This is a genomic window from Streptomyces sp. NPDC059957 (assembly GCF_042730015.1).
In the GTDB taxonomy this organism is placed as follows: domain Bacteria; phylum Actinomycetota; class Actinomycetes; order Streptomycetales; family Streptomycetaceae; genus Streptomyces.
The window spans coordinates 215,092-241,251 of record NZ_JBHWMB010000003.1 but is presented as its reverse complement, the minus strand read 5'-3'; the positions used below and the strand labels follow the sequence as shown (position 1 = coordinate 241,251).

General features: G+C 71.9%; 25 protein-coding genes and 1 pseudogene. 14 read left to right on the top strand and 12 right to left on the bottom strand.

Features of this window, described 5'->3' with window-relative positions; all coding sequences use genetic code 11:
* Positions 1-90 precede the first annotated feature (90 nt).
* Complete coding sequence (locus tag ACFWBW_RS03900; protein WP_385368066.1) at positions 91-951, top strand: 3-hydroxybutyryl-CoA dehydrogenase; 861 nt, start codon at positions 91-93, stop codon at positions 949-951.
* Positions 952-1,083: 132 nt separating this feature from the next.
* Positions 1,084-1,716 carry a TetR/AcrR family transcriptional regulator gene (locus ACFWBW_RS03895; protein ID WP_385368064.1) on the top strand — a complete coding sequence of 211 codons (633 nt, stop codon included), beginning with the start codon at positions 1,084-1,086 and terminating at the stop codon, positions 1,714-1,716.
* Between the two features lie 70 nt (positions 1,717-1,786).
* Here the strand turns inward: ACFWBW_RS03895 and ACFWBW_RS03890 are convergent, their stop codons facing one another.
* From ACFWBW_RS03890 to ACFWBW_RS03840, 11 genes are all read right to left on the bottom strand, one after another.
* The gene (locus ACFWBW_RS03890; RefSeq protein ID WP_385368062.1) at positions 1,787-3,202 is read right to left on the bottom strand and encodes an ATP-binding protein; all 1,416 of its coding nucleotides are present in this window, start codon (positions 3,200-3,202) and stop codon (positions 1,787-1,789) included.
* On the bottom strand, positions 3,199-3,930 hold the full coding sequence (locus ACFWBW_RS03885) for a response regulator transcription factor (protein ID WP_385368060.1): 732 nt from the start codon (positions 3,928-3,930) through the stop codon (positions 3,199-3,201). Before ACFWBW_RS03885 ends, ACFWBW_RS03890 begins: the two co-directional genes overlap by 4 nt.
* 27 nt (positions 3,931-3,957) lie before the next feature.
* Positions 3,958-4,554, bottom strand: coding sequence for a hypothetical protein (locus tag ACFWBW_RS03880; RefSeq protein WP_385368058.1), 597 nt, complete (start codon positions 4,552-4,554; stop codon positions 3,958-3,960).
* A gap of 96 nt (positions 4,555-4,650) precedes the next feature.
* Complete coding sequence (locus tag ACFWBW_RS03875) at positions 4,651-5,421, bottom strand: cytochrome c biogenesis CcdA family protein (protein WP_385368082.1); 771 nt, start codon at positions 5,419-5,421, stop codon at positions 4,651-4,653.
* Between the two features lie 50 nt (positions 5,422-5,471).
* Positions 5,472-6,101 (bottom strand): TlpA disulfide reductase family protein, encoded by a 630-nt coding sequence (locus ACFWBW_RS03870; protein ID WP_385368056.1) that lies wholly within the window; start codon positions 6,099-6,101, stop codon positions 5,472-5,474.
* Positions 6,098-6,859: a thioredoxin family protein gene (locus ACFWBW_RS03865; protein WP_385368054.1), complete on the bottom strand. Its 762-nt coding sequence runs from the start codon at positions 6,857-6,859 to the stop codon at positions 6,098-6,100. The genes ACFWBW_RS03870 and ACFWBW_RS03865 overlap by 4 nt, the downstream gene beginning before the upstream one ends.
* A 331-nt stretch (positions 6,860-7,190) precedes the next feature.
* Positions 7,191-7,754 (bottom strand): hypothetical protein, encoded by a 564-nt coding sequence (locus ACFWBW_RS03860; RefSeq protein WP_385368052.1) that lies wholly within the window; start codon positions 7,752-7,754, stop codon positions 7,191-7,193.
* 248 nt (positions 7,755-8,002) lie between these two features.
* Positions 8,003-8,884: a CAP domain-containing protein gene (locus ACFWBW_RS03855; RefSeq protein WP_385368051.1), complete on the bottom strand. Its 882-nt coding sequence runs from the start codon at positions 8,882-8,884 to the stop codon at positions 8,003-8,005.
* An 86-nt stretch (positions 8,885-8,970) separates the two neighbouring features.
* Positions 8,971-9,513: an ATP/GTP-binding protein gene (locus tag ACFWBW_RS03850; protein ID WP_385368049.1), complete on the bottom strand. Its 543-nt coding sequence runs from the start codon at positions 9,511-9,513 to the stop codon at positions 8,971-8,973.
* Entirely contained in the window at positions 9,494-9,931 is a 438-nt protein-coding gene (locus tag ACFWBW_RS03845) for a DUF742 domain-containing protein (RefSeq protein ID WP_385368048.1), read from the bottom strand. The genes ACFWBW_RS03850 and ACFWBW_RS03845 overlap by 20 nt, the downstream gene beginning before the upstream one ends.
* A gap of 70 nt (positions 9,932-10,001) precedes the next feature.
* Positions 10,002-11,516: a CehA/McbA family metallohydrolase gene (locus ACFWBW_RS03840; RefSeq protein ID WP_385368046.1), complete on the bottom strand. Its 1,515-nt coding sequence runs from the start codon at positions 11,514-11,516 to the stop codon at positions 10,002-10,004.
* A gap of 279 nt (positions 11,517-11,795) precedes the next feature.
* Here ACFWBW_RS03840 and ACFWBW_RS03835 point away from each other — a divergent pair, with 279 nt between their 5' ends.
* Positions 11,796-13,826 (top strand): glycosyl hydrolase family 8, encoded by a 2,031-nt coding sequence (locus ACFWBW_RS03835; protein WP_385368044.1) that lies wholly within the window; start codon positions 11,796-11,798, stop codon positions 13,824-13,826.
* Positions 13,827-14,057: 231 nt separating this feature from the next.
* Here the strand turns inward: ACFWBW_RS03835 and ACFWBW_RS03830 are convergent, their stop codons facing one another.
* Positions 14,058-15,158: a serine hydrolase domain-containing protein gene (locus ACFWBW_RS03830; protein ID WP_385368042.1), complete on the bottom strand. Its 1,101-nt coding sequence runs from the start codon at positions 15,156-15,158 to the stop codon at positions 14,058-14,060.
* Positions 15,159-15,412: 254 nt separating this feature from the next.
* Here ACFWBW_RS03830 and ACFWBW_RS03825 point away from each other — a divergent pair, with 254 nt between their 5' ends.
* The 11 genes and pseudogenes from ACFWBW_RS03825 (at position 15,413) to ACFWBW_RS03775 (ending at position 26,092) form a co-directional block, all read left to right on the top strand.
* Positions 15,413-16,963 (top strand): alpha/beta hydrolase, encoded by a 1,551-nt coding sequence (locus ACFWBW_RS03825; protein ID WP_385368040.1) that lies wholly within the window; start codon positions 15,413-15,415, stop codon positions 16,961-16,963.
* Between the two features lie 12 nt (positions 16,964-16,975).
* The gene (locus ACFWBW_RS03820; protein WP_385368038.1) at positions 16,976-18,580 is read left to right on the top strand and encodes an alpha/beta fold hydrolase; all 1,605 of its coding nucleotides are present in this window, start codon (positions 16,976-16,978) and stop codon (positions 18,578-18,580) included.
* A 42-nt stretch (positions 18,581-18,622) separates the two neighbouring features.
* Positions 18,623-19,507, top strand: coding sequence for a DUF4436 family protein (locus ACFWBW_RS03815; protein ID WP_385368036.1), 885 nt, complete (start codon positions 18,623-18,625; stop codon positions 19,505-19,507).
* Positions 19,508-19,670: 163 nt separating this feature from the next.
* Entirely contained in the window at positions 19,671-21,302 is a 1,632-nt protein-coding gene (locus tag ACFWBW_RS03810) for a hypothetical protein (protein ID WP_385368034.1), read from the top strand.
* Positions 21,303-21,392: 90 nt separating this feature from the next.
* A complete protein-coding gene (locus tag ACFWBW_RS03805) occupies positions 21,393-21,575 on the top strand; it encodes a hypothetical protein (protein ID WP_385368032.1) in 183 nt (60 codons plus the stop codon).
* A gap of 108 nt (positions 21,576-21,683) precedes the next feature.
* Positions 21,684-21,866: pseudogene (locus tag ACFWBW_RS03800) on the top strand (MerR family transcriptional regulator); the annotation flags it as partial.
* A 218-nt stretch (positions 21,867-22,084) separates the two neighbouring features.
* Complete coding sequence (locus ACFWBW_RS03795) at positions 22,085-22,237, top strand: hypothetical protein (RefSeq protein ID WP_385368084.1); 153 nt, start codon at positions 22,085-22,087, stop codon at positions 22,235-22,237.
* A 174-nt stretch (positions 22,238-22,411) separates the two neighbouring features.
* A complete protein-coding gene (locus tag ACFWBW_RS03790; RefSeq protein ID WP_385368030.1) occupies positions 22,412-22,777 on the top strand; it encodes an SAV_915 family protein in 366 nt (121 codons plus the stop codon).
* Positions 22,778-22,790: 13 nt separating this feature from the next.
* On the top strand, positions 22,791-24,125 hold the full coding sequence (lysA, locus tag ACFWBW_RS03785) for a diaminopimelate decarboxylase (RefSeq protein WP_385368029.1): 1,335 nt from the start codon (positions 22,791-22,793) through the stop codon (positions 24,123-24,125).
* A 477-nt stretch (positions 24,126-24,602) separates the two neighbouring features.
* Positions 24,603-25,205, top strand: a complete 603-nt coding sequence (locus ACFWBW_RS03780; RefSeq protein ID WP_385368027.1) for a hypothetical protein — start codon at positions 24,603-24,605, stop codon at positions 25,203-25,205.
* Positions 25,206-25,423: 218 nt separating this feature from the next.
* Positions 25,424-26,092, top strand: a complete 669-nt coding sequence (locus ACFWBW_RS03775; protein ID WP_385368025.1) for a hypothetical protein — start codon at positions 25,424-25,426, stop codon at positions 26,090-26,092.
* Positions 26,093-26,160 lie beyond the last annotated feature (68 nt).

Sequence of the window (26,160 nt, the reverse complement as noted above, 5' to 3'; positions counted from 1 at the left end):
CCGCGGCCCGGACCGCCGCCGCATCCGTCGATACGAGAACCGTCCGAGTCCCAACCCGAATCCGAGTCCGAGTCCGAAGAGGGAGAGCCGATGACCGATGTCGAACGCGTCGGGATCGTGGGGTGCGGCCTGATGGGATCCGGCATCGCCGAGGTCTGTGCCCGCGCCGGGCTGGACGTGGTGGTGGTGGAGACGAGCCGCGGTGCCGCGGACGCCGGCCGGGAGCGGATCGCCCGCTCCCTGGCCCGCGCCACGGCCTCCGGAAAGCTGACCGGCGCCGAACGCGACGCCGCTGTGGGCCGGATCGCGATGACCACGGACATGGACCGGATGGCCGACCGGGACCTCGTCGTCGAGGCGGTGGCCGAGGACGAGCGGGCGAAGCTGGAGGTCTTCGCCCGGATCGACCGGGCTGTCGGGCGCAGGGACGCGGTCCTCGCGACGAACACCTCCTCCATCCCGGTGATCCGGCTGGCGGCGGCCACGTCCCGGCCGGAGCAGGTCGTCGGCCTCCACTTCTTCAATCCCGTCCCGGTGCTGCCCCTGGTCGAGCTGGTGCCCTCCCTGCTCACCTCCGCGGAAACCGTCCGGCGCGCGCGGGAGTTCGCCTCCGGCGTGCTGGGCAAGCAGGTGGTCCACGCCGAGGACCGCGCCGGGTTCGTGGTGAACGCGCTCCTCGTCCCGTACCTGCTCGCCGCCGTGCGGATGGCCGCGTCGCGGACCGCGTCGGCCGAGGACATCGACCGGGGCATGACCTTGGGTTGCGCCCACCCGCTCGGGCCGCTGGCCCTGGCCGACCTCATCGGACTGGACACCGTCCAGGCGATCGCCCGGTCGATGTACGCGGAGTACCGGGAGCCGCTCTACGCACCGCCGCCCCTGCTGGCGCGGATGGTGGACGCGGGCCTGCTCGGCCGCAAGACCGGCCGGGGTTTCCACACCTATTCCTGACCGCGGTGCCCCGACGACCGCGGCCCGCAGGCCCCATGCGCGAGGATGGGGGTCCGGCGGGCGGGGCCGCCGGGGCCCTTCCACCCACCCACGCACCCCATCCGACGGGTGCCGACACGGGGAGCAGCCCACGTGACCAAGGCCGAGCGGGCACTAGAAACGCGTGAGCGGATCCTGACGGCCGCGTGCGAAGTGATCGCCGACATCGGTTTCGAGCACGTCAGCATGCGCAAGGTGGCCGAGGCCGCCGGTGTCTCGAAGGCCCTGCTGCACTACCACTTCGACACCCGCGAGAAGCTCTTCGCCGAGGCGATGACGCACTCCTTCGCCAAGACCGGTACGGACACCGGCAGCGAGGACGATTCGCTTCCGGCGGCCGCCGTCCTGGCCCGGATCGTACGGAGCATGCTGCCCACGGACGCCGAGCTGCGCCAGGACTGGAAGCTCTGGCAGGAGCTGTGGGTGCGGGCCCTGCGCGACGGCACGGCCCGGGACCTCGCCGTCGACCTGTACGACCAGCTGCACGCCTGGGTCGCCGGAGTCGTGGAACGGGGCATCGCTTCGGGCGAGTTCACCGAGTGCGACGTCGCCGAGGTCGGCACGCTGGTGCTGGCCCTGTGCGACGGGCTAGGCAACCGGCTGATGCTGGAGGATCCCCGGATCGACATCGCCACGGCCCAGTCGACGATCTGGCGGGCGATCGCGCCGGCCCTCGGGATCGCCCCCGTCTTCCCCGAGGTCGCGCCGGGGGTCCCGGCGGTCTGACGGCGCGGTGCGCCGCGGGGCTTCGCCTGTGGGCCGTCGCGGCGCTTCACCCGCGGGCCGCCGCGGGGCTTCACCGGCCGCGCGGCCAGCCCGTACGCCGCCGGGAGGCGCGCGGCCCGCGCCGGGACGGCAGGGGTGCCGCCAGGCCGAAGACCACGGTGATCCGTGCGCCTCCGCGGGGGCCGCGGGAGATGCGCACCGAGCCGCCCGTGACGGAGCCGGCCCTGCGGGCGATGTCGAGGCCCAGCCCCGAGGAGCCGGTGCTGCTTCCGCGGGAGAGGGCCTGGTCCGGTTCGGGGATGCCCGGACCGTCGTCCTCCACGACCAGTTCCACGGCCTGGGCGGTGCGGGCGACGCGCACGGCGAACGGGGTCCCGGGCGGGGTGTGCCGGAAGACGTTGCCGATGAGCGCGTCCACCACGGCTGCCACGTCGTCCTCGCAGAGGCCGACGGCCGCCGGCTCCTGGGTGAGGTCGAGGGAGCAGGGGCGGTTCTGCTGCTCCGCCAGGACGGCCCAGAAGGCGGTCCGGCCGCGTACGACGTCCGCCGCCTCACAGCGGGGTCCGGCCGGTCCGGGGCGCGCGGCCTGGTGTTCCGTACCGGCTTCCGTGCCGGTTTCCGGGCCGAGCATGCCCTGCCCCATCGGGCCCACGGCGAGCGGGGTGCGGGCCGCGGTGATGATGGCCCGGAGTTCCGTCTCCAGTGCGCACACGGCGGCCTCTACCCTGGCCGACTCCGGTGAGCCGGCCATGCGTTCCGTCGCCAGGTGCAGGGCCGTCAGCGGGGTGCGCAGCCGGTGGGACAGGTCGGCGACCAGTTCGCGTTCGACGGCGAGCAGTTCGGTCATGCGGTGGGCCATGGTGTTGAAGGCGATGCCCGCGTCGCGCAGTTCCCGTGGGCCCATGGGGTCCACACGGGCGTCCAGATTGCCCTGACCCAGGGCCTGGGAGGCGTGGGAGAGCCTCTTGGAGGACCGGACGACCTTCGCTCCGAGGCGGTCGGCGACCAGTACGGAGCCGCCGACCAGTCCGACGGCGAGGAGGAGCATGACCGCCCAGGAGGCCGTGACCCCGCGGGTCAGCTCCCGTTCGGGGACGAAGTTCTCGATGACGGCGACCTGGTCGCCGGGCAGTACCACCGGCTGCAGGCAGATCCAGCCGCCGGGAATCCGCTCGGATATGGACTCGCGGCCCTGCTCGGCCCGTTCGAGCAGCGCCGCGGGGGCCCGGGACGTGCCGAGGACGGGGGCGTCAGGCAGGTGGACGACCACGTACTCGGCCGCGTCCAGGCTGGCGGCGGACTCCCGCAGGGCGGACGGATCCGTGGTCAGTGTCAGTACGGGGGCCAGGGCGGCGGCCCGCTGCTCGGCGGCGGTGACGCTCTGCTCCTTGACGAGCGACATCACCAGGGCGGCCAGCGGTATGAGGAAGGAGAGGGCGACCATGGACGTGACGGCGAGCGCCACTCCGGCCAGGGAGCGTCTCACCGCGGCGCCACCAGCTTGATGCCGACGCCGCGGACGGTCAGCAGGTAGCGCGGGGCGGCCGCGCGTTCGCCGAGCTTGCGTCGCAGCGAGGACAGGTGCACGTCGACGGTCTGGTCGTCCACGTACGGCTCGCGCCAGACCTCGGTCAGCAGCCGGCGTTTGGAGACGACCTGGCCGGTGTGGTGGGCGAGGAAGGCCAGGAGGTCGAACTCGCGCCGGGTGAGCCGGAGCTCGCGGCCGGACAGGTGTGCGGTACGGGCGCCGGGATCCACCGCCAGCTCGCCCACGGTGGTGGGGCGCAGCGGTTCGGCCGCCGCTGCCGGGCGCGGCCCCCCGACCCCGTGCGCGGCGCGCACGGGCGGCAGGTGGCTGGTGCGCCGCAGGACGGCGGAGAGGCGGGCGATGAGCTGTCCCCCGGAGAAGGGCTTGACCAGGTAGTCGTCGGCGCCCGCGTTGAGGAGCCGGATGATTTCCGCCTCGTCGTCGCGTGCGGTGGCCACCAGCACCGGAACGGAGGAGATGCCCCGGATCATGCGCAATGCGTCTCCTCCGTCCAGATCGGGCAGTCCCAGGTCCAGGACCACCGCGTCGAAGGGCGACTGGGTGACCTCGCGCAGGGCACCGAACCCGTCGCCCGCGCTGCGTACGGCATACCCGTGCTCCGCCAGGACTTCGATCAGTGACTGGCGGATGCTGGGGTCGTCTTCGACGACCAGGACGCTCGGCATGGGCACACCTTAAGTGAACGTTCGTTCCTATCGGTCCGCGAAGGCCGGGCCCTCGTCTGTGACGTGCAGGTGGACGGGGCGGTCGGAGACCGGAATGGTGCAGCCCTCCTCGGAGCTGCAGCTCGCGTACCCGAGCAGGACGGTCGCGTCGCCGCCGGCGTTCCCGTCCCCGTTGCCCTTGCCCTTGCCCTTGCCCTCCAGGCGCACGGCCAGTGTGGTGGTGACGGGTCCGTCCGGGTAGACGGGGACCGGGGCGTCGACGCCGGGCACGCTGATCGTCCGTACGTCCGCCGCGGCCTTCAGCTTCCCGTCCGCCCGCAGGACGCCGGTGACGTCCATCGAGGTCGGCCGGCCCACGCCCTCGATTCCGGTGGCGGGCAGCTCGGTGCTGTAGAGGTGGAACCCCTTCTCCTCGGGGGTGAACACCGCGGTCAGGGTGGCCCGCGGCGGCTGCCAGTCCGAGACCGAGAGGGTGACGGTGACCCCGTTCTCGGTGAAGCTCGTCGTGGGCGCGGAGCCGGTCTTCGCGGGCTGCTCGCCGCAGGCCGTGAGCGCCGTCAGGGAGAGCAGGGCGGCCGCGAGGCGGGCCTTGCGGGAGTGGTGCGCGTACGGGGACACGTTCATGGCCGTGCTTTCGTCAGGGAAGGGGGAAGGGAGGGGCGAGGGAGGGCAAGAGGGGCTGAGGGAAGGGCAAGGGCGGCGGAAGGGCCGGGCCCGGCGCTAGACGGCCGTGGTGTACGCCGCGCTCCACAACTGGAGCCGGTACACCAGGTCGTTCCACACGCCCGTGGCCAGCAGGACGCCGACGAGCACGAGCATGCCGCCGCCGGTCCGCAGGACCCACTGGTAGTGCCGTTTGACCAGGCCGAAGGCGCCCAGGGCCCGGCGGAAGGCCAGGGCGGCGAGGATGAACGGGAGGCCCAGCCCGAGGCAGTAGGCCGCCATCAGCAGCGCTCCGCGGGCCGCGCTCGCCTCGCTCCAGGCGAGCGCCTGCACGGCGGCCAGCGTCGGGCCGATGCACGGGGTCCATCCGACCGCGAACACCGCCCCCAGCAGCGGCGCGCCCGCCAGACCGAGCACGGGCCGCCGGTGGCTGCGGAACTCCCGCTGGGTGAAGCCCGGCAGGAACCCCATGAAGGACAGTCCCATCAGCACGGTGAAGACGCCGAGCACCCGGGTGACCACCTCCTGGTGGGCCAGCAGGCTGCGTCCGGCGTACCCGAACAGGGCGCCTCCGGAGACCAGTACGGCCGTGAAGCCCAGGACGAAGAGCAGCGCGCCCGCCGCCATGCGGCCGCGCTGCCCGCCGCGGGCGTCCGCGAGGTCGGACACCGACAGGCTGGTCACGTAGCTCAGGTAGCCCGGCACGAGCGGCAGTACGCACGGCGAGAGGAAGGAGACGAGTCCCGCGAAGAACGCCACGGGGGCGGCGACGGCCGGCGTCCCGTGGAGGAGGGAGGGGGCGGCGTCCGCGGGGGCGAGCGCCACCATCTCCGCGACCGTGGCCATGCCGGTCAGCGCCGTCACGCCGGTGAGCGCCGTCATGACGCCTCCTGCGCGACGCGGGTGAGCAGGGGCCTCAGTTCCTCGTCGGTGACCGCTCCCCCGATGCTGACGGCGATCCGGCCGCGGCGGTCGATCACCAGCGTCGAGGGGATGGTCTGCGGGTTGAGGAGCGCGGGCGGAAAGCGGAGCAGGAGCTCGCCGGCGGGGTCGTGGAGGCTGGGGAATCCCAGGCCGTGCGCGCGGACGAAGGACTGCGCCGCCGCACGGTCCCGGTCGCGGGTGTTGATCCCGAGGAACCGGACTCCCTGCGTACGGGTCTCCCCGCTGAGCCGCTCCAGGTCGTCGGCCTCCGCGCGGCAGGGCCCGCACCACGATCCCCAGACGTTGAGGACGACGACCTGGCCCCGGAACCCGGCGAGGCCGACCGGCTTTCCGTCCAGGTCCGCGCCCGCCAGCGCGGGCGCCTGCGGCCGGGCGCCCGCATCGACGACCGCGGCCGCGGACATGGGCCTGACGGCGGCGCTCCCGGAGCCGGGCGGCCCCCCGCCGTCGCTGCCGTCACCTCCGTCGGAGGCGGCGCCCGCAGCGGCGTAGACGCATCCGGCGAGCGCCACCGCGAGGCCGGCGCCGGCCAGGGCGGTGGTGCGTGGGACCGCACGTCTCATGACGCCCACTTGCGGAGGAAGGAGCCGATGCCGTCCGAGGTCAGGGCGGGATTGCCGGTGACGTGCGTGTCGGTGCGCACGGTGCCGGACGGCGAGACCACGACCAGGACGGGCATCTTGTACGTCCCGCCGGAGGGGCTGTACTTGCGCAGGAGGGCGGAGTTGGCGGAGCTGTTGCCACCGATGTCCACCTTGACCAGGTGGTACGAGGCTCCGAGGATCGATGCCGTCTTCGGCTGGGCGAACACCTTGTCGGCGGCCTTGCAGTTGCCGCACCAGTTGGCGCCGAAGTCGAGCAGCACCATGCGCCCGTCGGCCTTGGCCGCGCGCAGCGCCGCGTCGATCAGCTTCTGCGCGTCGGCCGAACTGTCGTAGCCGGGGCCGGGGATCCGGGCCGCCGGGGCGGGCGCGGCGGAGGTGCGGGACGGCTTGGGGGCGGGCTTGGCGGGCTGTGCGCGCGAGGGGGTGGGCGAGGCGCCGGCCGAGGCCTTGGCCGACGCGGAGACCGATGCCGAGGGTGACGGCGTGGCGGACGCCGACGGGGACGCCTCTGCGGACGCGGAGGCGGACTCCGTCGTGGCCGAGAGGGTCTGCGACGACTGCCCGGCCGTCGCCGGGGCGGCGGCGCCGGTGGGCTGGGTGGACGGGCCGCACGCCGCGGTCAGCCCGGCGGCGAGCACGGCCGCGGTCACCAGGGCGGAGCGCGGGCGCGTCGTGCGGCGGGCTGCACGGACGGGTCGGAGTATGCGAGAAGTCATGGCGAAGACACCCCAAGGCACGGTTCGGAGGACGGGAAGCGCGAGACGCCTTCCGGATCGGTGATCCGGTGGATCCGGTGGATCCGGTGGCGTGACGGCTCGGTGGCGCGGCGGCTGGACGGAGTTGCCCGGGCAGCCGTGCCCGGGCGCCGAAGGCCGCTCGACTGACGCGAGCATAGGACCGCTGGGGGCCGCTGGAACGGGGTGAGCGCGATCTTGAGGTTCCCCTAAGGAACAGCTCACCTTCCGCTTCATGAAGCTCGGGCGATGAGCGTGCACAAGGGTGCGAAACCCGTAAAAGGGGATGAGGGGGTCGAGCGGCGCGGACCGGTCAGAAGGACGTCTCGCGCACGCTGGCCCTCGCCGACGGGGTGATCGTCGCCGTGATGACCGAACGGTGGTCCGAGCTGGAGAACGTGACGGTCAGGGTGTGGTCCGCGGTCTGCGAGGTGGCGGCCTTGTAGCCCCGGCTGGGCACCGCGGAGATCAGGCACACGCCGCGGCTGCCGTAGCGCACGGTGACCTTGCCGCCCTCCGAGGGGACGGTGTGCAGGCCCGGGCCGCCCTCGTCGCAGTCGACGCGTGGTTTGGGTGCCGGCGGTCGCGGCGTTCCCGTGGTGGCCTTCGGGGACGTGGGCGTCGAGGCCGGGGGTGACGTCCGCCCGGTCGCGGAGGGCGAAGCACCGGGGGTGGCGCTCGGGACCTGCGGGCTCGCGGACTGGCCCTGCGCCGCCTGCCAGGCCGGCGGGGTGTCGACGACCATGGGGGCGGACCGCGCGACGGGAGGCGTATGCCTGGTCGAACCGACCACGAACTGCACCGTGGCGAGCACGGCGGTCACGCTGGCGGCGGTGCACGACAGCCATATGAGCAAGTAGCGCGGAATTCGGGGCACGGCCCCATAGTGACCGACCCGCCGGCCCGCGCGTCACCGCCTCCCCCGTAAGAACGCGGCCGTCCGGCCCGCACCCCGGCCGGACCCCGATCCGGCCCGGAACGCACACGTCCTCCTGACCCGTGTTCGGGCCGGAGGACGTGTGCCGGGCCCCGCGGGGAGACGGGGGGTGTGCACGGCAGGTGAAAGCTGTGGGGGGGAGGGCGGGAAGGGTGGGGTGGGGCGGGGTGGGAGTCCCTGCTTCGGCGCTACCTCGGGGTTCCGAAGTTCTGGGTCCACCAGGGCCCGCCGTCGCCCTTGTGGAAACCTATGCCGATCTCCCGGAACCCGCAGTTGAGGATGTTGGCCTTGTGGCCGGGGCTGTTCATCCACGCTTTCATGACCGCGGCGGCGTCCGCCTGACCGCGGGCTATGTTCTCGCCCAGGCTGGACCAGCCGTATCCGGCGGCTTCCACGCGGCTGGTCATGGTGGAACCGTCGGGCCCGGTATGGGACATGACACCGCTGCGGGCCATGGTGTCGCTGTACGCCCGCGCCGCGGCGCTCAGCTTGGCGTTCGCGCTCAGCGCGCCGCAACCGGCAGCGGACCGCTCCTTGTTGACCAGGGACAGGACCGCGGACTCCACGCCGGACGCACCGGAGGAGCCACCGGAACCACCGGTGCCACCCGAACCGCCGGAACTGCCGGAACCGCCGGAACCGCCGGAACCGCCGGAACCGCCACCGGTGGTCGCGGCGGGCGTACGGGTGGGGGGCTTGGGCGGCTTGACGGCCGGGGTCGATGCCGCGGGGGCCGGGCGGCTCGCCGCCGACTTCGTGGGAGCGGCGGATCCGGTGGCGGCGGAGGAGGGCGTCGCGGACGGCAGCGCGCCCGACGCGGAAGCGGCGGCGGCGGCGGAGAGCGTGGGGGCGGCGGGCGTGGGGGTTGCCGCGGCCTCTTCGCTACCGGAGCCCGCCGCCCGGGAGTTCGGCCCGGTCGCACGGCCACCGTCGTCGGGGGCGGCCACCGCGACCCCGACCGCCACCGCCGCGGCCGCCGTCGTGAGGGACAGCACGATGCGCGTGCGCACCGTCTTCTTCCGTCGCGCCTCGACGCGGGACGGGGCTCCGGGGGTTCGGCTGCGGCTCATGCCTGTGGCACCTCTCGGCGAGAAGGAAGGACGGGTCCCTGAGCGTAGGCCGATGACCAGCGAAAATGGCGGGCCGGAGGCGTTCTTCAAGGTCCCTTAAGGAAGCCCGCAGACTCGGCACAGGTCGGCGCCGTCAACCGGGCCGGCTCGACCAGGCTGATGAGGACTTCCTTGCCCGACTCCCGCTCCCGCGCGCTGTAGTCGCGGGCATCGTCGAAGCAGTTGACGGCGACGACGAAGGGCAGGCCGCAGCGCTCGAAGTAGTCGACGGCGGGGAAGCAGTCCTCCAGTCGCCGGGTGTCCGCGAGGACCACCGCGCCCAGCGCGCCCCGCGCGAGTTCCTCCCAGAGGAACCAGAAGCGGTCCTGTCCGGGTGTACCGAAGAGGTAGAGCGCCAGGTCGTCGGCGACCGTGATGCGGCCGAAGTCCAGGGCGACCGTGGTGGTGCGCTTCCCGGCGACGCCGTCGAGGCTGTCCGTCGGCCGGCCCGCCTCGGTCAGGTCCTCCTCGGTGCTCAGCGGCCGGATCTCGCTGACCGAGCCGATCAGGGTGGTCTTGCCGGCCCCCAATCCGCCGGCCACCAGGATCCTCAGCGCGAGGAAGGGGATGTCAGAGGGCGCGGAGTCCATCGATCACTCTCCTGAGGATTCCCGGGTCGGGGAGTTGGGCGGCGGGAACGGGCGGGCTGACCCGGACCAGTCCGGCCTCGAGCAGGTTGCCGAGCAGGACCCGCACGACGACGAGCGGCAGGCCCGCGTCGGAGGCGATGTCGGCCACCGGACGTGGACGTGGCACGCAGAGTCGGTGGATCCGCCTCTCTTCGGGCGAGAGCGGCGTGACCGGTCCCGGGTGCGGCCTACCGTGGACGACGATCATCAGGTCCAGCGGCTCGCCGCCGACGGGCCGCGCCCGGCCCGAGGTCATCGCGTAGAGGCGCACCAACGGGCCCGCTTCCCACGAGGGCTGGATCTTCTTGATGCGGTGGCCGGTACTTGGGGCGTGGCCACCGTCGGCGACCGGGGCAAGTGGGTCTGGTTCCAGGTCCACGCCGCCTGAACCCGGCCGCCCCGCGGCCGACGGCACGGCGCAGCCGTCCGAGACGTACGCCGAGTCCTGATCAGGCGTCCAGCCAGATCGGATTGGTGAAGGCCGCGGGCGCGCCGGGCAGCGGTGGCGCCTGCGCCGGGTGGCGGACCTCCGCGCGGACGTACGCGGCCCGCGCGGGCGTCGTGCGCCACTCCAGGGAGGTCGCCCCCGGGGCGGTGAAGACCAGCCCCTGGTCCGTGACCAGCCGCAGGTCACACCCCTCGGCCCCGGTCACCGACAGCCGTACGAGGACCTCCGCGCCCGGGTCGGCGGACCGCAAGCGCTCCCCTGTGCCCGCGTGGGCGCCGCGCGGGCCGACAGCGGTGAAGTCGACGGAGACGGCGGAGGATTCCGCGGCGTAGGCACGGCCGGCGCGCAGGCCCGCCAGGATCGCCGTACGCGAAAGATCATCGGCCAGGACCACGGTCTGGGGTCCGCCCAGGCGGTCCGGCTCGCGGTGGTAGTCGCTGTGCGCCAGCGCGGGCAACCAGCGGTCGCCGTGAGCGCCGCGCAGGGTGGCGTCCCAGGAGGCCAGGGAGACCTCGTCGTCGGGGGTCCAGGCGCCGTTCCACACTTCCACGGCGTCGGCCTGGCCGAAGCCGAACTTCCAGGCGCAACCGATGCAGGTGGCGTGCGGGTGGGCGGGTACGACGAGTCCGCCGGCCTGCCGGACGGTGCGGGCGAAGCGCTCGAAGCGGCCGTCGCGGGAGCGGTAGCGCCAGTCGACGAACGTACCCGGATCGGTGCCGACGGCAAGGACGTGGCCGGTGCGGGTGGTGACCTCCTCCCCGGCCAGGACGAGCAGGCCCTGGCCGGCGGCGCCCGCCCAGGCGGTGTGGGAGCTGTGGGTGTTGTGTTCGGAGGTGTTGACGAAGTCCAGGCCCGCGGCCCGGGCCAGGCCGGTGATCTCGGCCGGGGTGCGGCGGCCGTCGGAGTGCACGGAGTGCACGTGGCAGTCCCCGCGGTACCAGGCCCGGCCGCGGCCGGGTATGCGCTCGGGAGGGTAGGCCACGGGTGCGGGGGCCGCCGGTTCGCCGTAGGTGAGGGCAACGTCGATCTCGTACGGCATGCCCTGGGGGGCCACGGTGTAGGGGCCGAGCGCGATGTGCCAGCGGCCGGGCTCCAACGGGCCGGGCAGGTAGCCGGGGGTGGCCTCGTCGGCGCGGAGGAAGAACTCGCTGCGGGCGCCTCCGGACCACCCGCGGAAGCCGCGGCCGCCGAGCGCGGTGCCGCGCTGGTCGAACAGCCCTATGTCGAGGGCGTTGCCCGGGGTACCGGGCGGGGTGGGCGGTTTGTCGTAGCGGTAGGAGACGCGCAACTCGCGTATGCCCGGAGGGATGTCCAGGGCAACGTACACGAAGTCCGGGGCGCCGGGCGGGATCGTGCCGCGCAAAGTCGTTGTGGTGGTGGGGGTGTTGGGGGTGGTGGTCGGGGTGGTCGTCGGCTCCGTGCCCGCGGCCGTGTCCGCGGTCGCGACGGAGGGGGTGGCGGCGATGGTGGCCGCCGCGGTCGCCTGTGCCAGCAGTGCTCGTCTACTGAGGGCCATGGTGCCGAGCCTTGCCGGTCAAGGTGAATCCGGCGTGAACGCCACCGCGTCCGGGGGCCGGGCGTCGCACGCTCCACCCCGAACCGGCCACCCCCGCAGGGACCTTCGGACGCATCTGTGGATGCACATCGCGCTGATGAATCAGGCCCGGGGTCTTGCGCGAAACCCTGTTCCGTTTCTACTCTCCCGGCCAATGGTTAGGAACTTTTCCTAACGATTGATCGATGCTCCGAGCCGACCGCTCCCCCCACTCGCGCCACACTCACCCGAGGACGCCCGATGTCACGAGCACTTCAGCAACGCTCCACACACAGAGACCGCCACCGCCCCCGCTGGCACCGCCCGCTGGCGGGCCTCGCCGCCGTCGCCGCCATGGCGGGCCTCACCGGCCTCGTCGTTCCGGCCGCGACGGCGGCCGGAACCAGCATCTCCGCCTCTGCCACCGCCGCCGGCGCGGCCGAGGCCGCCCCGGTGCTGGTGTCGACCGGAAAGCCCGCGACCGCGTCCTCGGTCGAGGCGAGCGGCTTCGAGGCGGGCAAGGCCGTGGACGCCAACGCCGCGACCCGCTGGGCCAGCGCCGAGGGCGTGGACCCGCAGTGGATCCGCATCGACCTCGGAGCGGCCCACACCATCAGCCGGGTGAAGCTCAACTGGGAGGCCGCGTACGGGAAGACGTACAAGATCCAGACCTCGAACGACGGGACGAGCTGGACCGACGTCTACTCCACCAGCACCGGCAACGGCGCGACCGACGACCTGACCGTCACCGGAACCGGACGCTACGTCCGCATGCACGGCACCGCGCGCGGCACCGCGTACGGCTACTCCCTCTGGGAGTTCGAGGTCTACGGCTCCCCCGTCTCCGGCGGCTCCGACACCACCCCGCCCAGCGTCCCGGGCAGCCTGCGCTCGACGGCCATCACCGCGAACAGCGTCTCGCTCGCCTGGAACGCCGCCACCGACAACGTCGGCGTCACCGGCTACGACGTGTACCGGGGAACCACGCGCGTCGCAGTGGCGACCGGGACCACGTACACGGACACCGGCCTCACGGCCTCCACCGGCTACGGCTACACGGTCAAGGCGCGGGACGCGGCGGGCAACGCCTCCGCGGCGAGCAACGCGCTCAGCGTCACCACCCAGCCCGCGAGCGGCTCCGGTCCGGCGGTCCCGTTCGGCAGCCACACCCGCCCCTACGCCTCCGGCACGCTGAAGCCGACCGGAGCCCAGGGCACTCTGGACCAGAAGACCATCGACTACTACACCAATTGGAAGTCCGCCTTCGTCCGCCAGAACTGCGGCAACGGCTGGTACCAGGTCATCTCCCCCGACGCCGACCACCCCTACGTGGCCGAGGCGCAGGGGTACGGCATGGTGATAGCCGCGACGATGGCCGGTGCCGACCCGGATGCGAAGAAGATCTTCGACGGTCTGACCAAGTGGATGATCGACCACCCTTCGGCGATCAACCCGGACCTGCTCGCCGCGGAGCAGGACACCGCCTGCCGGAGCGTCAACGGCGGTGACGGCGCGACCGACGGCGACATGGACGTCGCGTACGGGCTGCTGCTCGCCGACAAGCAGTGGGGCAGCACGGGCACGTACAACTACAAGGCGCTCGCGATCAAGCACATCAACGCGATCAAGAAGGACGAGCTCAACCCGTCCACCAACCTGCTGAAGCTGGGCGACTGGAGCAGCTCCGGGGACCAGTACTACTACATCTCCCGCACCTCGGACTGGATGGTCGACCACTTCCGGGCCTTCCGGACCGCGACCGGCGACGCGGCCTGGGACACCGTCCGCACGGCGCACCAGAACCAGATCACCGGCCTGCAGGGCTCCTACGCGCCGAACACCGGGCTCCTGCCCGACTTCGTCGTCAACACCAACACCACCCCCAGGCCCGCCCCCGGGCAGGTTCTCGAGGACCCGAACGACGGCGCCTACTGGTGGAACGCCTGCCGGACCCCGTGGCGCATCGCGGACGACGCGGTGACCAGCGGAGACGCCAAGTCCCTGGCCTCGGCCCGCAAGCTCAACAGCTGGATCAAGGCCAAGACCGGCGGTGACCCGAACAAGATCGCCATCGGCTACAAGCTCGACGGCACGCAGATCTCCTCCGGGAGCGAGGCGGCGTACTTCGCCCCGTTCGCACTGGCGGCCATGACCGACCCGGGCAGTCAGGCCTGGCTGGACGCGCTGTGGAACAAGATGCTGGCCGCCCCGATCGACACCAGCAGCTACTTCTCGGCGAGCATCCAGCTCCAGGTCATGATCACCGCCTCCGGCAACCACTGGGTCCCGTAGCCCGGGCCGGCTCGCGGCCGGGGAGTACCGGGGCGCCTTCGTGACCCGGCGGGCGCCTGACGAACGTTCCCGTCACTCCCTGACCCGCTCCTGCCTGCCCTGGGCCCTGTCCTGCCCTGCCCCGTCGGGCCGGGCAGGGCAGGCCCAGGGCTCATCTGATCCGGTGGCGCCGCAGCATCGCGGCGAGGGCTCGATCCGGACCACGTGGACGCCCGCTACGTCGGCGGCACCTCACCCTGTCCAGATGTCCAGCAGCTGATTTGCCGCGCGGAAGTGATCGGGCGAATCCACGTTGCACACGACGCTGACGGCGGTGTCACGGTCCGGACTCACCTTGAAGGTGCTGTGGAACCCCTCCCAGTCGCCTCGGTGTACCAGGCTCTTGTCGGGGAGAACGAGGATTCCGGCCCCGTACCGGCCTTCTTCGATCCCGCGCTGGCGCAGCACGTCGCCCACGCTCACCGATCCCTCCGTGACCCCGTCGAGCAGTTCTGTTCCACCGATCCGACCCGTGCGGTAATTGTCGGCCCAGCGGACGAACTCCCCGGGGGTGCTTTGGACGGACCCGTCTCCGTACTGCTTCCAGGGAGACGAAGTGGGAGTGAAGGAACCGTCCTTCTCTTCGTACGACTTCGCCTTGCCGGGAACGTCCACCGCCGGGGCCAGCGTCATGCGCAGGTTCAGCGGCGTGAAGAACTCCTGCTGGATGAAGGCCGGGAACGGCTTGCCGGTGACCCGTTCGACGACATGGGCCAGGAGGATGTAGTTGGAGTTGGAGTAGGAGAAGCGCTCGCCCGGCGGATCCTCCGGCTGTGAGGCGAGGACGGCCGCGATCGCTTCCTTCTGGCCGGCCGGATCCGTCAGCGCGATGCCCTTGTCCTCCAGCAGATCCTGGTAGTCGGCAATGCCGCTGGTGTGACGCATCAGGTCACCCAGGGTGACGTTCTTCATCCAGGCGGGCGGGTCTGCGAAGTAGTCGGACAGGGGGTCGGTCAAAGCGAGTTGATCCCGCCCGGCCAGCAAGAGGACCGCGTCCGCGGTGAATTGCTTGGAGTTGGAGGCCATGTCGAAGACCGTCTTCGAGGTGATGGCGCGCCCGCTCTCCAGATCGGCCTTCCCCCGCCCCGCCTCCCAGACGACGTTTCCCCGCTTGCCGACTGCTGCCGCACAGCCCGGGCCTTCGGGAGAGGGCACCAGCTGCTGGAGCACGTCCGCACTGCGCTTCTCGCGGTCATCCCCGGTCGCGTGCGCCTGCGCCGGGCTTGCGGCACCAGCCAGTACGACCATGACCACGGCGCCCCCGACCGCGCACAACGACACCTTCCGATTCATGGACACCACCGTCTTTCCGCCGGGCCGTCTACGCGCGGAATCGCCTGGGCGATCGAAGGGTTCGGCGATGCGGCGCCGTCGCAGACGGCCGTCACCGGGTCACGATCAACGCTACCGGGCGTCCCGAAGACGCGCATGCCTGCGGGTGCGCGCGCGTGTGCCCCGGCGTAGCGTGGAAGAGATGCGTTCCGCCCAAACCCCGCGGCCAGGCCCCGGAAGGGCCGCCGCCGATGTCGGCAGAGGAACGGGATCACATGCCGAAGCACACCCTCCCCGCGGTGACCGCCGCAGCTGCTCTGGCCTGCCTGGCAGCCTTCGGCCCCACACCCGGCAGCGCCGCGCCACGGACATCCCAGCCCGCCGGTCAGCCCGGCGCGGTGGCCCCGCGGTTCGTGCCCGGTGCCTGTCCGAAACCGCCCGAGCCGATCGAAGCGCTGAGTACCGCGCAGTGCGGCTACCTGGAGGTCCCCGAGAACCGCTCCGGCTCCGGCAGCCGCGCCATAAAGCTGGCCGTCGCGCGCATTCCGGCCGCCTCCGCGCAGCCCGAAGCGGACCCGGTGGTTTTCATGGCGGGCGGCCCCGGTGCCGACACCTTCGACGACATCCCCTTCCTCGTCGACTCCGGCCTCAACAAGGACCGCGAGCTGATCGTCATGGCCCAGCGCGGCAACCTCTACGACCAGCCGAACCTCGCCTGCCCGGAGGTCGACCGGTTCAACGCCCAGGCCGTGGGTCTGGGCTATGACGCGCAGCAGGCAGAACAGATCATGCTCAAGGCGGTGACGGACTGCCGGGCCCGTCTGGTGGCCGACGGCGTCGACCTGAGCGCCTACAACAGCACGGAGAACGCGGCCGACTTCGCCGACCTCCGCAAGGCGCTGGACATCCCCGAGTGGAACGTCTACGGGTACTCGTACGGCAGCAACCTGGCCCTCACGTACCTGCGCCTGCACCCCGAGGGGATCCGCGCAGTGGCGATCGACTCGGTCGCGCCCTCCCAGTTCGTGACCCTGCCGTGGACGTGGGGCAGCACCGCGGAGGGAATCCACAACATCTTCGAGGCGTGCGCGGCCCAGCCCGCCTGCAAGGACCGGTACCCGGACCTGCCGCGACTTCTGACGGAACAGGTCAACAAGCTGGAGGCGCGGCCCCTGACGCTGAACGTCACGCCGAAGGACGGAGGGGAGCCCGTCAAGACCGTCCTCGACGGGGGCGCCCTGCTGAACCTGATCGTCGCCTTCACCCCCCGGCCCAAGGACATGCCCGCAGCGCTGGACGAACTCGCCCGGGGGAACCCGGAGCGCTTCGCACAGGCCCGCGCGGCCGGTTCGGTCCAGAAGGTCGGCGAGTTCGCGCACGGCCTGACGAACTCGATCGCGTGCAGTGAGTGGGCACCGGGGTACTCGGAATCCGACGTGCTGAAGGCGGGACAGAAGGCCTACCCCGGGTGGCCGGACACGGTCCTGGCCCAGGCTCCGCAGCTGCCCTTCCAGTACCCGGTGTGCGGGGTCTGGGACGTTGCGGACCGCGCGTCCGTGCAGCGGGTGCCCACGTCCAGTTCGGTGCCCGCGCTCGTGGTCTCCGGCACGTTCGACGTGAAGACCGGGGCGAGCTGGGCGAAGGGCGTGGCCGACAACCTGTCGCGCTCGACCTCCGTTCTGGTCCCCGGAATCGGCCACTGGGTGGTCCCGCAGTCGCCTTGCGCGCAAAGCGTGCTCGCTTCGTTCCTCGCTCGCCCGACCGCGCCCGACACCAGCTGCGTGGACGACCTCGAGCCCCAGCCGTTCACGATCATCCCGAAATAGCCGGGAGTGCAGATGCCCTTCCACCGAGCGCCCCGTCGTCTGCGCACCCCACGACGACTCCTGGCCACATCGGCCGGCATGATGACCGGCCTCCTCGTCACCGGCCTGCTCACGGCCCCCGCCCAGGCACAGTCCCGTACCGAGACCAGCCCCGGAGGGCCCATCGGCACGGTCGCCCGTACGGCGGGCGACGCCGCCTTCGAACCGGGTCCCTGCCCGAGGACGACGGACCCGATCGAGGAGCTGGAGGGGGCCCGTTGTGGAACGCTCACCGTCCCCGAGAACCGCGCTCGCCCCACCGGCAAGACGATCAGACTCGGTGTCGCGATCGTGCCCGCCGTGGCGGACACACCGAAACCCGACCCCATCGTGTGGCTCGCGGGCGGCCCCGGGGACGACGCCGTGGGAGAGGCGAAGATGGCCGTGGACGGCGGTCTGAACCGCGACCGCGACGTGATCCTCATGTCCCAGCGCGGTACGTACTCGGCCGACCCGGAACTCCTCTGCCCCAACGTCGACGAGTTCAACGCACGCGTGGTCGGCCTCGTCTACGACGCCCCGTCCACCGAACGCCTGCACGTCGAGGCCACGAAGGCCTGCCGCGACAAGCTGGCGGCCCGCGGAATCGACCTGAGTGCCTACAACGACACCGAGAGCGCCGCCGACTACGCCGACCTGCGCACCGCGCTGGGCATCGAGCAGTGGAACCTGTACGGCATCTCGTACGGCACCCACCTGGCGCTGGTCTCCATGCGACTGCACCCCGAGGGTCTGCGCTCGGTGGGCATCGACGGCATCCTGCCGCCGTCCCGGTCCGGGTCCGCCTCGACCTGGAGCAGCTTCCGGCAGGGCATCGACGGCCTGTTCAAGGCCTGCGCGGACCAGCCGGCCTGCAACGACCGCTATCCGAACCTGCGCGGAACGTTCGAGAAGCTCGTCAGCGACCTCGAAGCCAAGCCGGTCACCACCACGGTCACCGTCCCCGGCAGCGACAAGCCGGTGAAGGTCGTGCTCGACGGCGGGACCCTGGTGAACTGGCTGACCTCGGCCACCCACACGGCGGAGGCCGTGCCCCTGTCCATCGACGAGCTGGCGAACGGCGACCCCCAGCGGATCGCCCAGCAGTGGGCGGGCTGGAGGACCAACCCCAAGGGCATCGGCGTGGTGTCGCACGGTCTCGCCTACGGCATCTTCTGCAGCGAGTGGACGCCGTTCGAGAGCAAGGACGCGGCGCTCCAGGGCGGACAGAAGGAGTTCCCGTCCTTCCCCGCCTCGGTGCAGGCCCAGGCTCCGCTGCTCACGTTCCTCCACCCCGACTGCGACGCCTGGAACGTCCCCGCGGCCGCACGCTCGATCCGGGACGTCACCACCAGTGACATCCCCACCCTCGCCCTGTCGGGTGCGTTCGACGCCCAGACCGGGGCGGACAACGGCCCGTACGTCGCCCGGACGCTGAGCAAGGCCGAGGTCGTCACGATCCCCTACGAGCCGCACGTGGTGATCGCCACGTCCAAGTGCGCCCAGGACATCGCCGTCTCCTTCTTCGAGAACCCGGACGCGCCGAAGACCGAATGCCTGAAGAGCCTTGAGGCACCCGAGTTCAAGACCGCGCCCTGAAACCGCTCCCCTGAGACCGCTCCCCACCTCGTCGGAGTCACCATGACCCCCACCTGGGACGCACGCCGACCACCCCGATCCGGGGCTTCGCTCCTGCCGGTCCTGCTTCCCCTCGCGGTCCTGATCCTGATGGCGGTGGCGTTGGGGTCGTGGCTGCAGTTCACCGAGCGGCAGACGCTCGACACGGTCCGCACGGTCGGATCCCAGGCCGCCGACCGGGTGGACGTGGAGGCCGACGTCCAGCGCGTCGACGCCACGGCCAGAGAGCTGGCACTGCGGGTCCGGGTCACCCCGCGCGGAACCCTCGGCGAGGAGGCCGGGACCGCCCCGGTGGCCGATCTGAGCCTCCAGACCTCCGCGCAGACCCTCGGCGACCTGGAGTTCACGGCGCACGAGCGGATCACGATCAGGGACGTGAAGGTCGCTCTGACGGACGGCTCGATCAGCGACTACCCGTTCGACACCTACAAGACGGACATAGCGTTCTGGGCCCAACTGGACGGGGAGCAGGTGCCGGTGCGGGTCCTCTTCTCCAACGACGACACGCTCTTCTCCGTCTCCGCGACACCCGCCCCGCCCGAGCAAGGGGCTGCGGGCGTGGCGCTGGGGCTGTCCCGATCGGGCAGCCTGCTCGTCTTCACGGTCTTCATGATGATCGTGATGTGGGCGCTGGCAGGGTCCGTGCTCATAGGGGCCTGGTACGTGACGACCCGCAGGGAGGGCCTGGTCTGGGCCGCCCTCGGCTGGATGGCCGCCACCCTGTTCGCCCTCTCGGCCTTCCGCAACAACGCCCCCGGCGCACCCCCGATCGGCTGCGTGATGGACTGGTACGCCTTCCTGTGGGCCGAGACGATCATCGCCCTCTGCCTCATCACCGTGGTCTTCACGGGCGTCCACACCGCCCTCCAGCACGACGACACCCCATAGCCCCCCAGCCGACCGTCCCGGAACCGGAGGTTCCGGGACATCGGCACATATCCCGTCCGGGTGTACGTGGTTGACCCACCGATCACCCTTGATTTTCTTGCAGGCCTCCTGAAAGCCTCCGTTCGAGAAGCTGTCGCAGCAGCAACCAACGGAGGCAATACGCATGTCCCCACGCACGTCCCCGCGCCCGTCACGCATTCGCATACGCAGGGCGTGGCTGACGGCCGCCACCTCGGTCGCGCTGGCCCTCGGCGGCCTGTCGGCCCCGGCCGGCGCCGAGGAGACCCCTCCCCCACTGCCCGAATCGTGGAACCAGGATCCCCAGACAACCACGGGTGAGGCGCCGCCTGTTGGGACTCGGGCATGGACCAGCCCCGGCGGCAAGGCCGATCCCGCCGACTTCACCCTGCAGGCCGGCGCGATGAACAGTACGACCGCCGGCCGCGTCGCCCGCCTCGACGGCGTACTGCCCAAGTCGGGCGTCTCGAAGCTCCTCGACGATGCCAACCGCACCGTCAACACCACGTCGTGCACCCGCGATCCGTTCGGCACGGCGCCCGCCCCGACCCTCAAGTGGTGCCTGGAGAGCGACGACTCCACCTCGCGCGAGTGGATCCCGCAGGCCATGACCGGCGTCTCGGACGCCGCGGCCGACGAGCAGTACGGCGTCGGCAACGACACGGACATCCAGCTCTACGCGTCCTACGACAACTGGGACCCTGGACGCGACAGCAACGGCAACGAGGTCGGGGACTGCAACCCCGATGAGCTGGAGGCGAACGACGCCTGCAACCAGAAGGGCGTGCGCGTCTCCTTCGTCCAGCGCCGCGCCGACGGGACGGTGAAGTACCGTCACGTACTGCTGGGCTGGGCGTACGAGAACAACTCCCACCACATCTCCTTCGACGGAGTGCACTCCGCCGAGGGTTCCACGAAGCCGGACCCGAACGTGGGCATGCAGAACGGCCTGCACGCCGGCGGCATGGTCTGGTACGGCCACTACCTCTACGTCGCCGACACCCGCAACGGCATCCGGATCTTCGACATGGAGAAGATCATGGACCTGGATCCCAACGGGGACGGCAAGGCCGGTGACGAGATGGGCGCGGACACCGACGGGGTGAAGACCACGTCCGACGTCCAGGACAAGACCAAGGTCGGCCGCCAGAACAACGTCTGGTACAGCTTCGGCTACCGCTACGTGATGCCGCAGGTGGCGGCCTGGAAGTTCAAGGCCGACCAGGCCAACCCCTCCGGTTCGTTCAAGTGCGTCAGCACCGGCGCCCCGAAAGCGTCCTACGTGTCGCTCGACCGCAGCAAGACCCCGGACCGGCTGATCATGGGCGAGTACTGCCGTCCGGAGAGCGGCTACCCGTCGCCCGGCCGGATCGCCTCGTTCCCCGTCAAGGACCTGGAGAAGCGCTCCGGTGAGGTGCCGGCCCAGGGCTGGGCCAATTACCTGCCGATGGCGAACGGCGGCGCCCAGGGCGCTCTGGCGATCGGCGACAACCTGTACGTCAACCAGAGCGCCGGGCACACCGCCCCGGGCAACCTGTGGCGCTACAAGTGGAGCAACGGCGTGCTGGTGTCCAACGGCGGTGCGATCAAGACCGCCACGGGCGCCGAGGACCTCTACTACGAACGCGGCGCGCAGCGGCTGTGGTCGGTCTCCGAGCACTACGGTCCGGCGGTGAACGCCGATGCCCTCGAGGACGGCAAGCCGGCGCCCTGCCTGGGCCTCGTGTGCGAGCGCGTTCTCTACGCGCACAGCAAGGCCCGACTGGACGCCCCGTAGTCCGGCTCCGGAGCGGTGTGAGTATCACGCGCAAGGAGACTGAGTAGGGGCACCGTGGCACCGCGCGCCGGGCGCCTGTTCACTGGAACCATGACCGAGACCAACTCCGCAGGTGCACAGGGCCCTTCGGCGCAGCGCACGAGGCCGTGCCAGTGGTGCGGACGCCCCGTACCCCAGCGCTTCCCGGTGGTGCCAAAGCTCCACTGCGACGCCGGGCACTGGATCAGCGATGTGCGCGCCAACTTCTGGCGCCGGTTCTGGGACAACCTCTGACCCCCCGCGGCGTTCTCGGGACGCCCCCTGACCCGTCTGCGGCCCGTCCCCGCAGCCTGGTTAGGGTGGTTCCCGTCGCCGACGCAGTTCGCGCGCCCGCAACCACCCATGACCCGAAGGTGCGTTGAGCCGATGGCACAGGGGCTCACGATCGGTCAGGCGGCGGCGTTCGTCGGCGTCACGATCAAGACCGTGCGGCACTACCATCGGCTCGGCCTGGTCGCCGAGCCGGAACGCGATGGTTCCGGCTACCGGCGTTACGGGTCGGCCGACCTCCTCCGGCTGGTCCAGGTCCGGACCCTGGCTGCGGCCGGCGTGCCGCTGGCTGAGGTTGGTGACCTGCTCGACGCCGATCCTGGGCGGTTCGCCGCTGCCCTGGACGACGTACATCGCCGGCTCACCGAACAGGTCGAGGACCTGATCGCGCGCCGGGACACGCTGCACCGGCTCGCGCACGGCGACCGTGCCCTGTTGCCCGACCGGGCCTGGCCGACCGCGCGCTGCTGGTCATGCCGGCCGGATCGCGGAACCAGTCCAACTCCTCCGCCCGGTACGGACTGGTCAACCACCACCGGGTGGAGCAGGCACCGTCCATCGCCCGGTTGAACACCCTGGTCGAGGCGAACCTGCGGGCCGCCGGCATCGACATCCCGCATCAGTGACGGCCCCCTGGGCCCGCCGTCAGTGATCCGTATGAAGTGGGCCGGTGGCCGTATGGGTCCCGTTAGGGGACGGGACCCGGGGCGCGGGTGCGGGGATAGCTTCGGTTGCACGTCCCGACCGCATCCCCGCACCGGGGACGGCACCCGCCATTCGTGGTTCCCGAGGAGGGCCCCATGTGCCTGTTCCAGTACGAAGAATCCGACTCCGAGCCTGAGGAACGGCGCCCGGCCGGGCCTCTGTACGTGCCCGCCCGGCCGGGAGGAGCGCACGTCCTCGTGCGGCTGTTCCGTACCCCGCTGGGGGCCCGTACCGCCGTCGGTTTCACCAGTCCGGAGCGGCTGGCCGCCACGCTCGGTACGGCCCAGCCCTGGATCCGGCTCTCCGAGGCCGCACTGCGCGCGATGGCCCGGCCGCTCGGCGCATCCCTGCTGACGATCGACCCGGCTCTCACCGCGCCCGCGGTTCCCGCGGCGGGTGCGGCCGGACCCGCCGCGGGCCCGTTCACGCGGGTGCCGCAGACCACGGCCCGCACCGCCTGAAGGGGAGCAGACAATGACCATCGCCGTTCTCCCGGAAATGTCCGCCGCCGCAGGCGAGCTGTCCGTTTGGCCCGCATCCGCAACACCGGTCCCGCACGGCGACCTGGCCGTCGGCGGAGTTCCCCTCGGTGAGATCGCCGACCGGTTCGACACGCCGGTCCACGTGCTGGACGAGGGCGAGGTGCGCGGGCGCTGCCGGACCTACCGCGCGGCCTTCCCCGACGCGGACGTGCTGTACGCGGCCAAGGCCTTCCTCTCCCGCGCCGTGGTCCGCTGGGTGCGGGAGGAGGGGCTGGGCCTGGACGTGTGCTCGGCCGGGGAGCTGGAACTCGCCGTCACGGCCGGCTTCCCACCGGAACGGATCGTGCTGCACGGCAATGCGAAGTCTCCCCACGACCTGGAGGCCGCCCTGCGCCTCGGTGTGGGACGGATCGTCATCGACAGCCCGTCCGAGATAGCACGCATCGCTGCCGCCGTCGGTCCGTCCGGCCGCCAGAAGGTCATGCTGCGGGTGGTCCCGGGCGTCTCGGCCGGCGGCCACGACAAGATCCGCACCGGTACGGACGACCAGAAGTTCGGGCTCTCCCTCACCGACGGCGGCGCTCAGCACGCCGTCACCCGGACCCTGGGCCGGCCACAGCTCGAACTCACGGGGCTGCACTGCCACATCGGCTCCCAGATCACCGAGGTGAAGCCCTACCTGGTCGCCCTGCGCCGCATGATCGGGCTGATGGCCCGCATCCGTGACACGCACGGCCCCGTCCTGCCCGAGCTGAACATGGGCGGTGGCCACGGCATCGCCTACCGGCCCGGTGAACCCGCCCTCGAACTCACCGCGCTCGCCCGGCGGATGCGTACGGAACTCGTCGACGGTTGCGCTGCCGCGGGACTGCCCGTACCCCGCCTCGCCGTCGAACCCGGGCGGGCCGTCGTGGGCCCCGCGGGAGTGGCGCTCTACCGGGTGCTCGCCGTCAAGCACACCGGTGGGAAGGTGTTCGTCGCCGTGGACGGCGGCATGAGCGACAACCCGCGCCCCGCCCTGTACGGAGTGCGGTACGCGCCACGGCTCGTCGGCCGTCACTCGACGGCTGAGCCCCGTACGGCCACGGTCGTCGGCCGGCATTGCGAGGCGGGCGACATCCTCGCCTCCGGCGTCACACTGCCGGGCGACGTCCACCCCGGCGACCTGCTCGCCGTACCGGTGGCCGGCGCGTACCAGCTGTCCATGGCCTCCGGCTACAACCTGGTCGGCCGCCCCGCCGTCGTCGCGGTCCACGAAGGCACGGCCCGGCTCCTCGTCCGGCACGAGACCCTGGAGGACTACCGGAGCCGGGACATCGGCGCCTGAGGCCACGGCGGAGGCCCGGCGGGCCGCCGAGTTCACTCGCCCGGTCCGGTCGACCGGCGTCCGGGCCCCGACCGGCGCGGTGGCCCGAAACGGGTACGTCCACGTTTCTGCGCCGCACGGTCGGGGGAGGGCTCGGGCGTCGTGCCGTTCTCGCCGCCCGGGGGATCAACGGGGTCGGCGGGTACGTCCGGCGCCGTTTCAGTCCGAGAAGACAGGGGAGATCTTCTTGTTACCCGTGGTGGTTTCCGCGATGTTATCCGTGATGGTGATGGCGCCTTCCGCGCCTTCCGCACCCTCCGGCGTCGCCGTCTCGATGTACGAACTGCCGCTCCTGGCAGGCCATTCCACTAGTTCCGCCCAGGCGATGAACGACGCCGGGGACGTCGTGGGGCTCTCGCTGGACGAGAACGAGGACGGCGCTGGAGCCCGGACGGCCGGGCGACCTTGCTGCGCCTGCCCCCGAAGGCGGAGGGGGGCGTGGCCACCGGGATCAACGAACGGGGGGAGATCGCCGGCCACGTGTTCGTGCCGGGCGAGAAGACCCGGGCCGTACGGTGGGACACCGCGGGCCGTGTCCACGATCTCGGCTCGCTCGGGGGCTCGTACAGCGAGCCGGTCGCGATCAACGACCGCGGCACGGTGATCGGCCGGGCGACCGACGGGGCCGGGGCGTGGAGGGCCGTCCGTGCCCCGCGCGGGGAGAAGTTCAAGGCACTGCCGTCGCAGGGGATCGGCGCGCGGTCCGTGAGCGTCAACAACGCCGACGTCGTCGTCGGGAACGTCAAGGACCACGCCGTGAGGTGGGACGGAAACGACATCACCGAACTCGCGGTGCTGCCCGGCACGGGCCGGGTCTTCGTCAACGGGATCAACGACGCGGGGACCGGCGTCGGCACCTCCGACGAGCGTGCCGTGACATGGGACCCGCTGGGGCGGGTCACCGCCCTCCCCCTTCCCGCCGGCACCGACACGACCCGGCCGCTCGCGATCAACGCGGCCGGGAGCGTCGCGGGCGACGTGGGCGACGTGGGCAGTTCGAGGAGCTGGCCGGTCCGCTGGCGCGCCGTCGTCTGGCGCTGACCGCGGCGGCCGGAGCGGCGCCCGCCCCCCTGCTGGTACCCGCCCCCGGCCGGGTCCGGCCCCGGCGGGCGCTTCTTGACGATCACATGAACGTTCACGCCCTTCCCGACGCGTGCGGGACCGATCGGGTTCTCCTGGCCCGAGGTGACACGGACCTCCGTCCGTCACCGGTACACCACCGGTGCACCATCACGGTTTCCCGGAAAGGGAGTTGGATCATGAGGCAGCGGTATGTGCGGGTCCTGGTAGCGGTCGGGGTCCTCGCGCTGGGATCGGCCGGCACGGGGACCGCACAGGCGGGCCCGGCCTCGCCCCGGGACTGCCCGGCGACGGCGGAGATCTTCGCCACCGACAACACGGCGATCATCACGGACCCGGCGGACCCCCGGCTGCGGACCCGCCTGCACCGCTTCGAGCAGGAGGTGCGCGGCATCATCCGGTCCCACGGCGCGAAGCCCGGCCCCTCGACCCTGCTGGACGGAGTCTTCTGGTCCGGCGAGCTGAAGCAGACCACGTACGAGCGCTCGCGCGAGTTCGACGTCGACCGGGTCGGCCCCGAGGGGCTGCGCCACATCGCAGACGTCATCCGCAAGCAGTACCACCAGGAGTCGGTGCTGACGTTCCGCTGCCTGCCGCGGAGCTCGCCGGACACCGACGCCGTGGAGATCCAGGCCCCGGGGGTGAGCGCGACCCGCCTCCACGACGCCCTCCTCGCCGACCCCGAGGCCCGCGAACGCCTCGGTGGGGGCTCCGTCACCCTCGACGGCCGCCTGATCCTCATCGCTCCGCTGGCGGACCTCCCCCTCGCCCGGAAGCTCACGGCCGACCTCGGCGTCGACTGGAACACCGCGGAAGTACGCTACGGGGACCAGGAGTTCGTGGGCTGACGGTGCGTTGCGGCTGCGGTGCGGTGCGCGCCGCGGCGGGCCGCCGCCCCCATCGGGGGGGCGGCCCG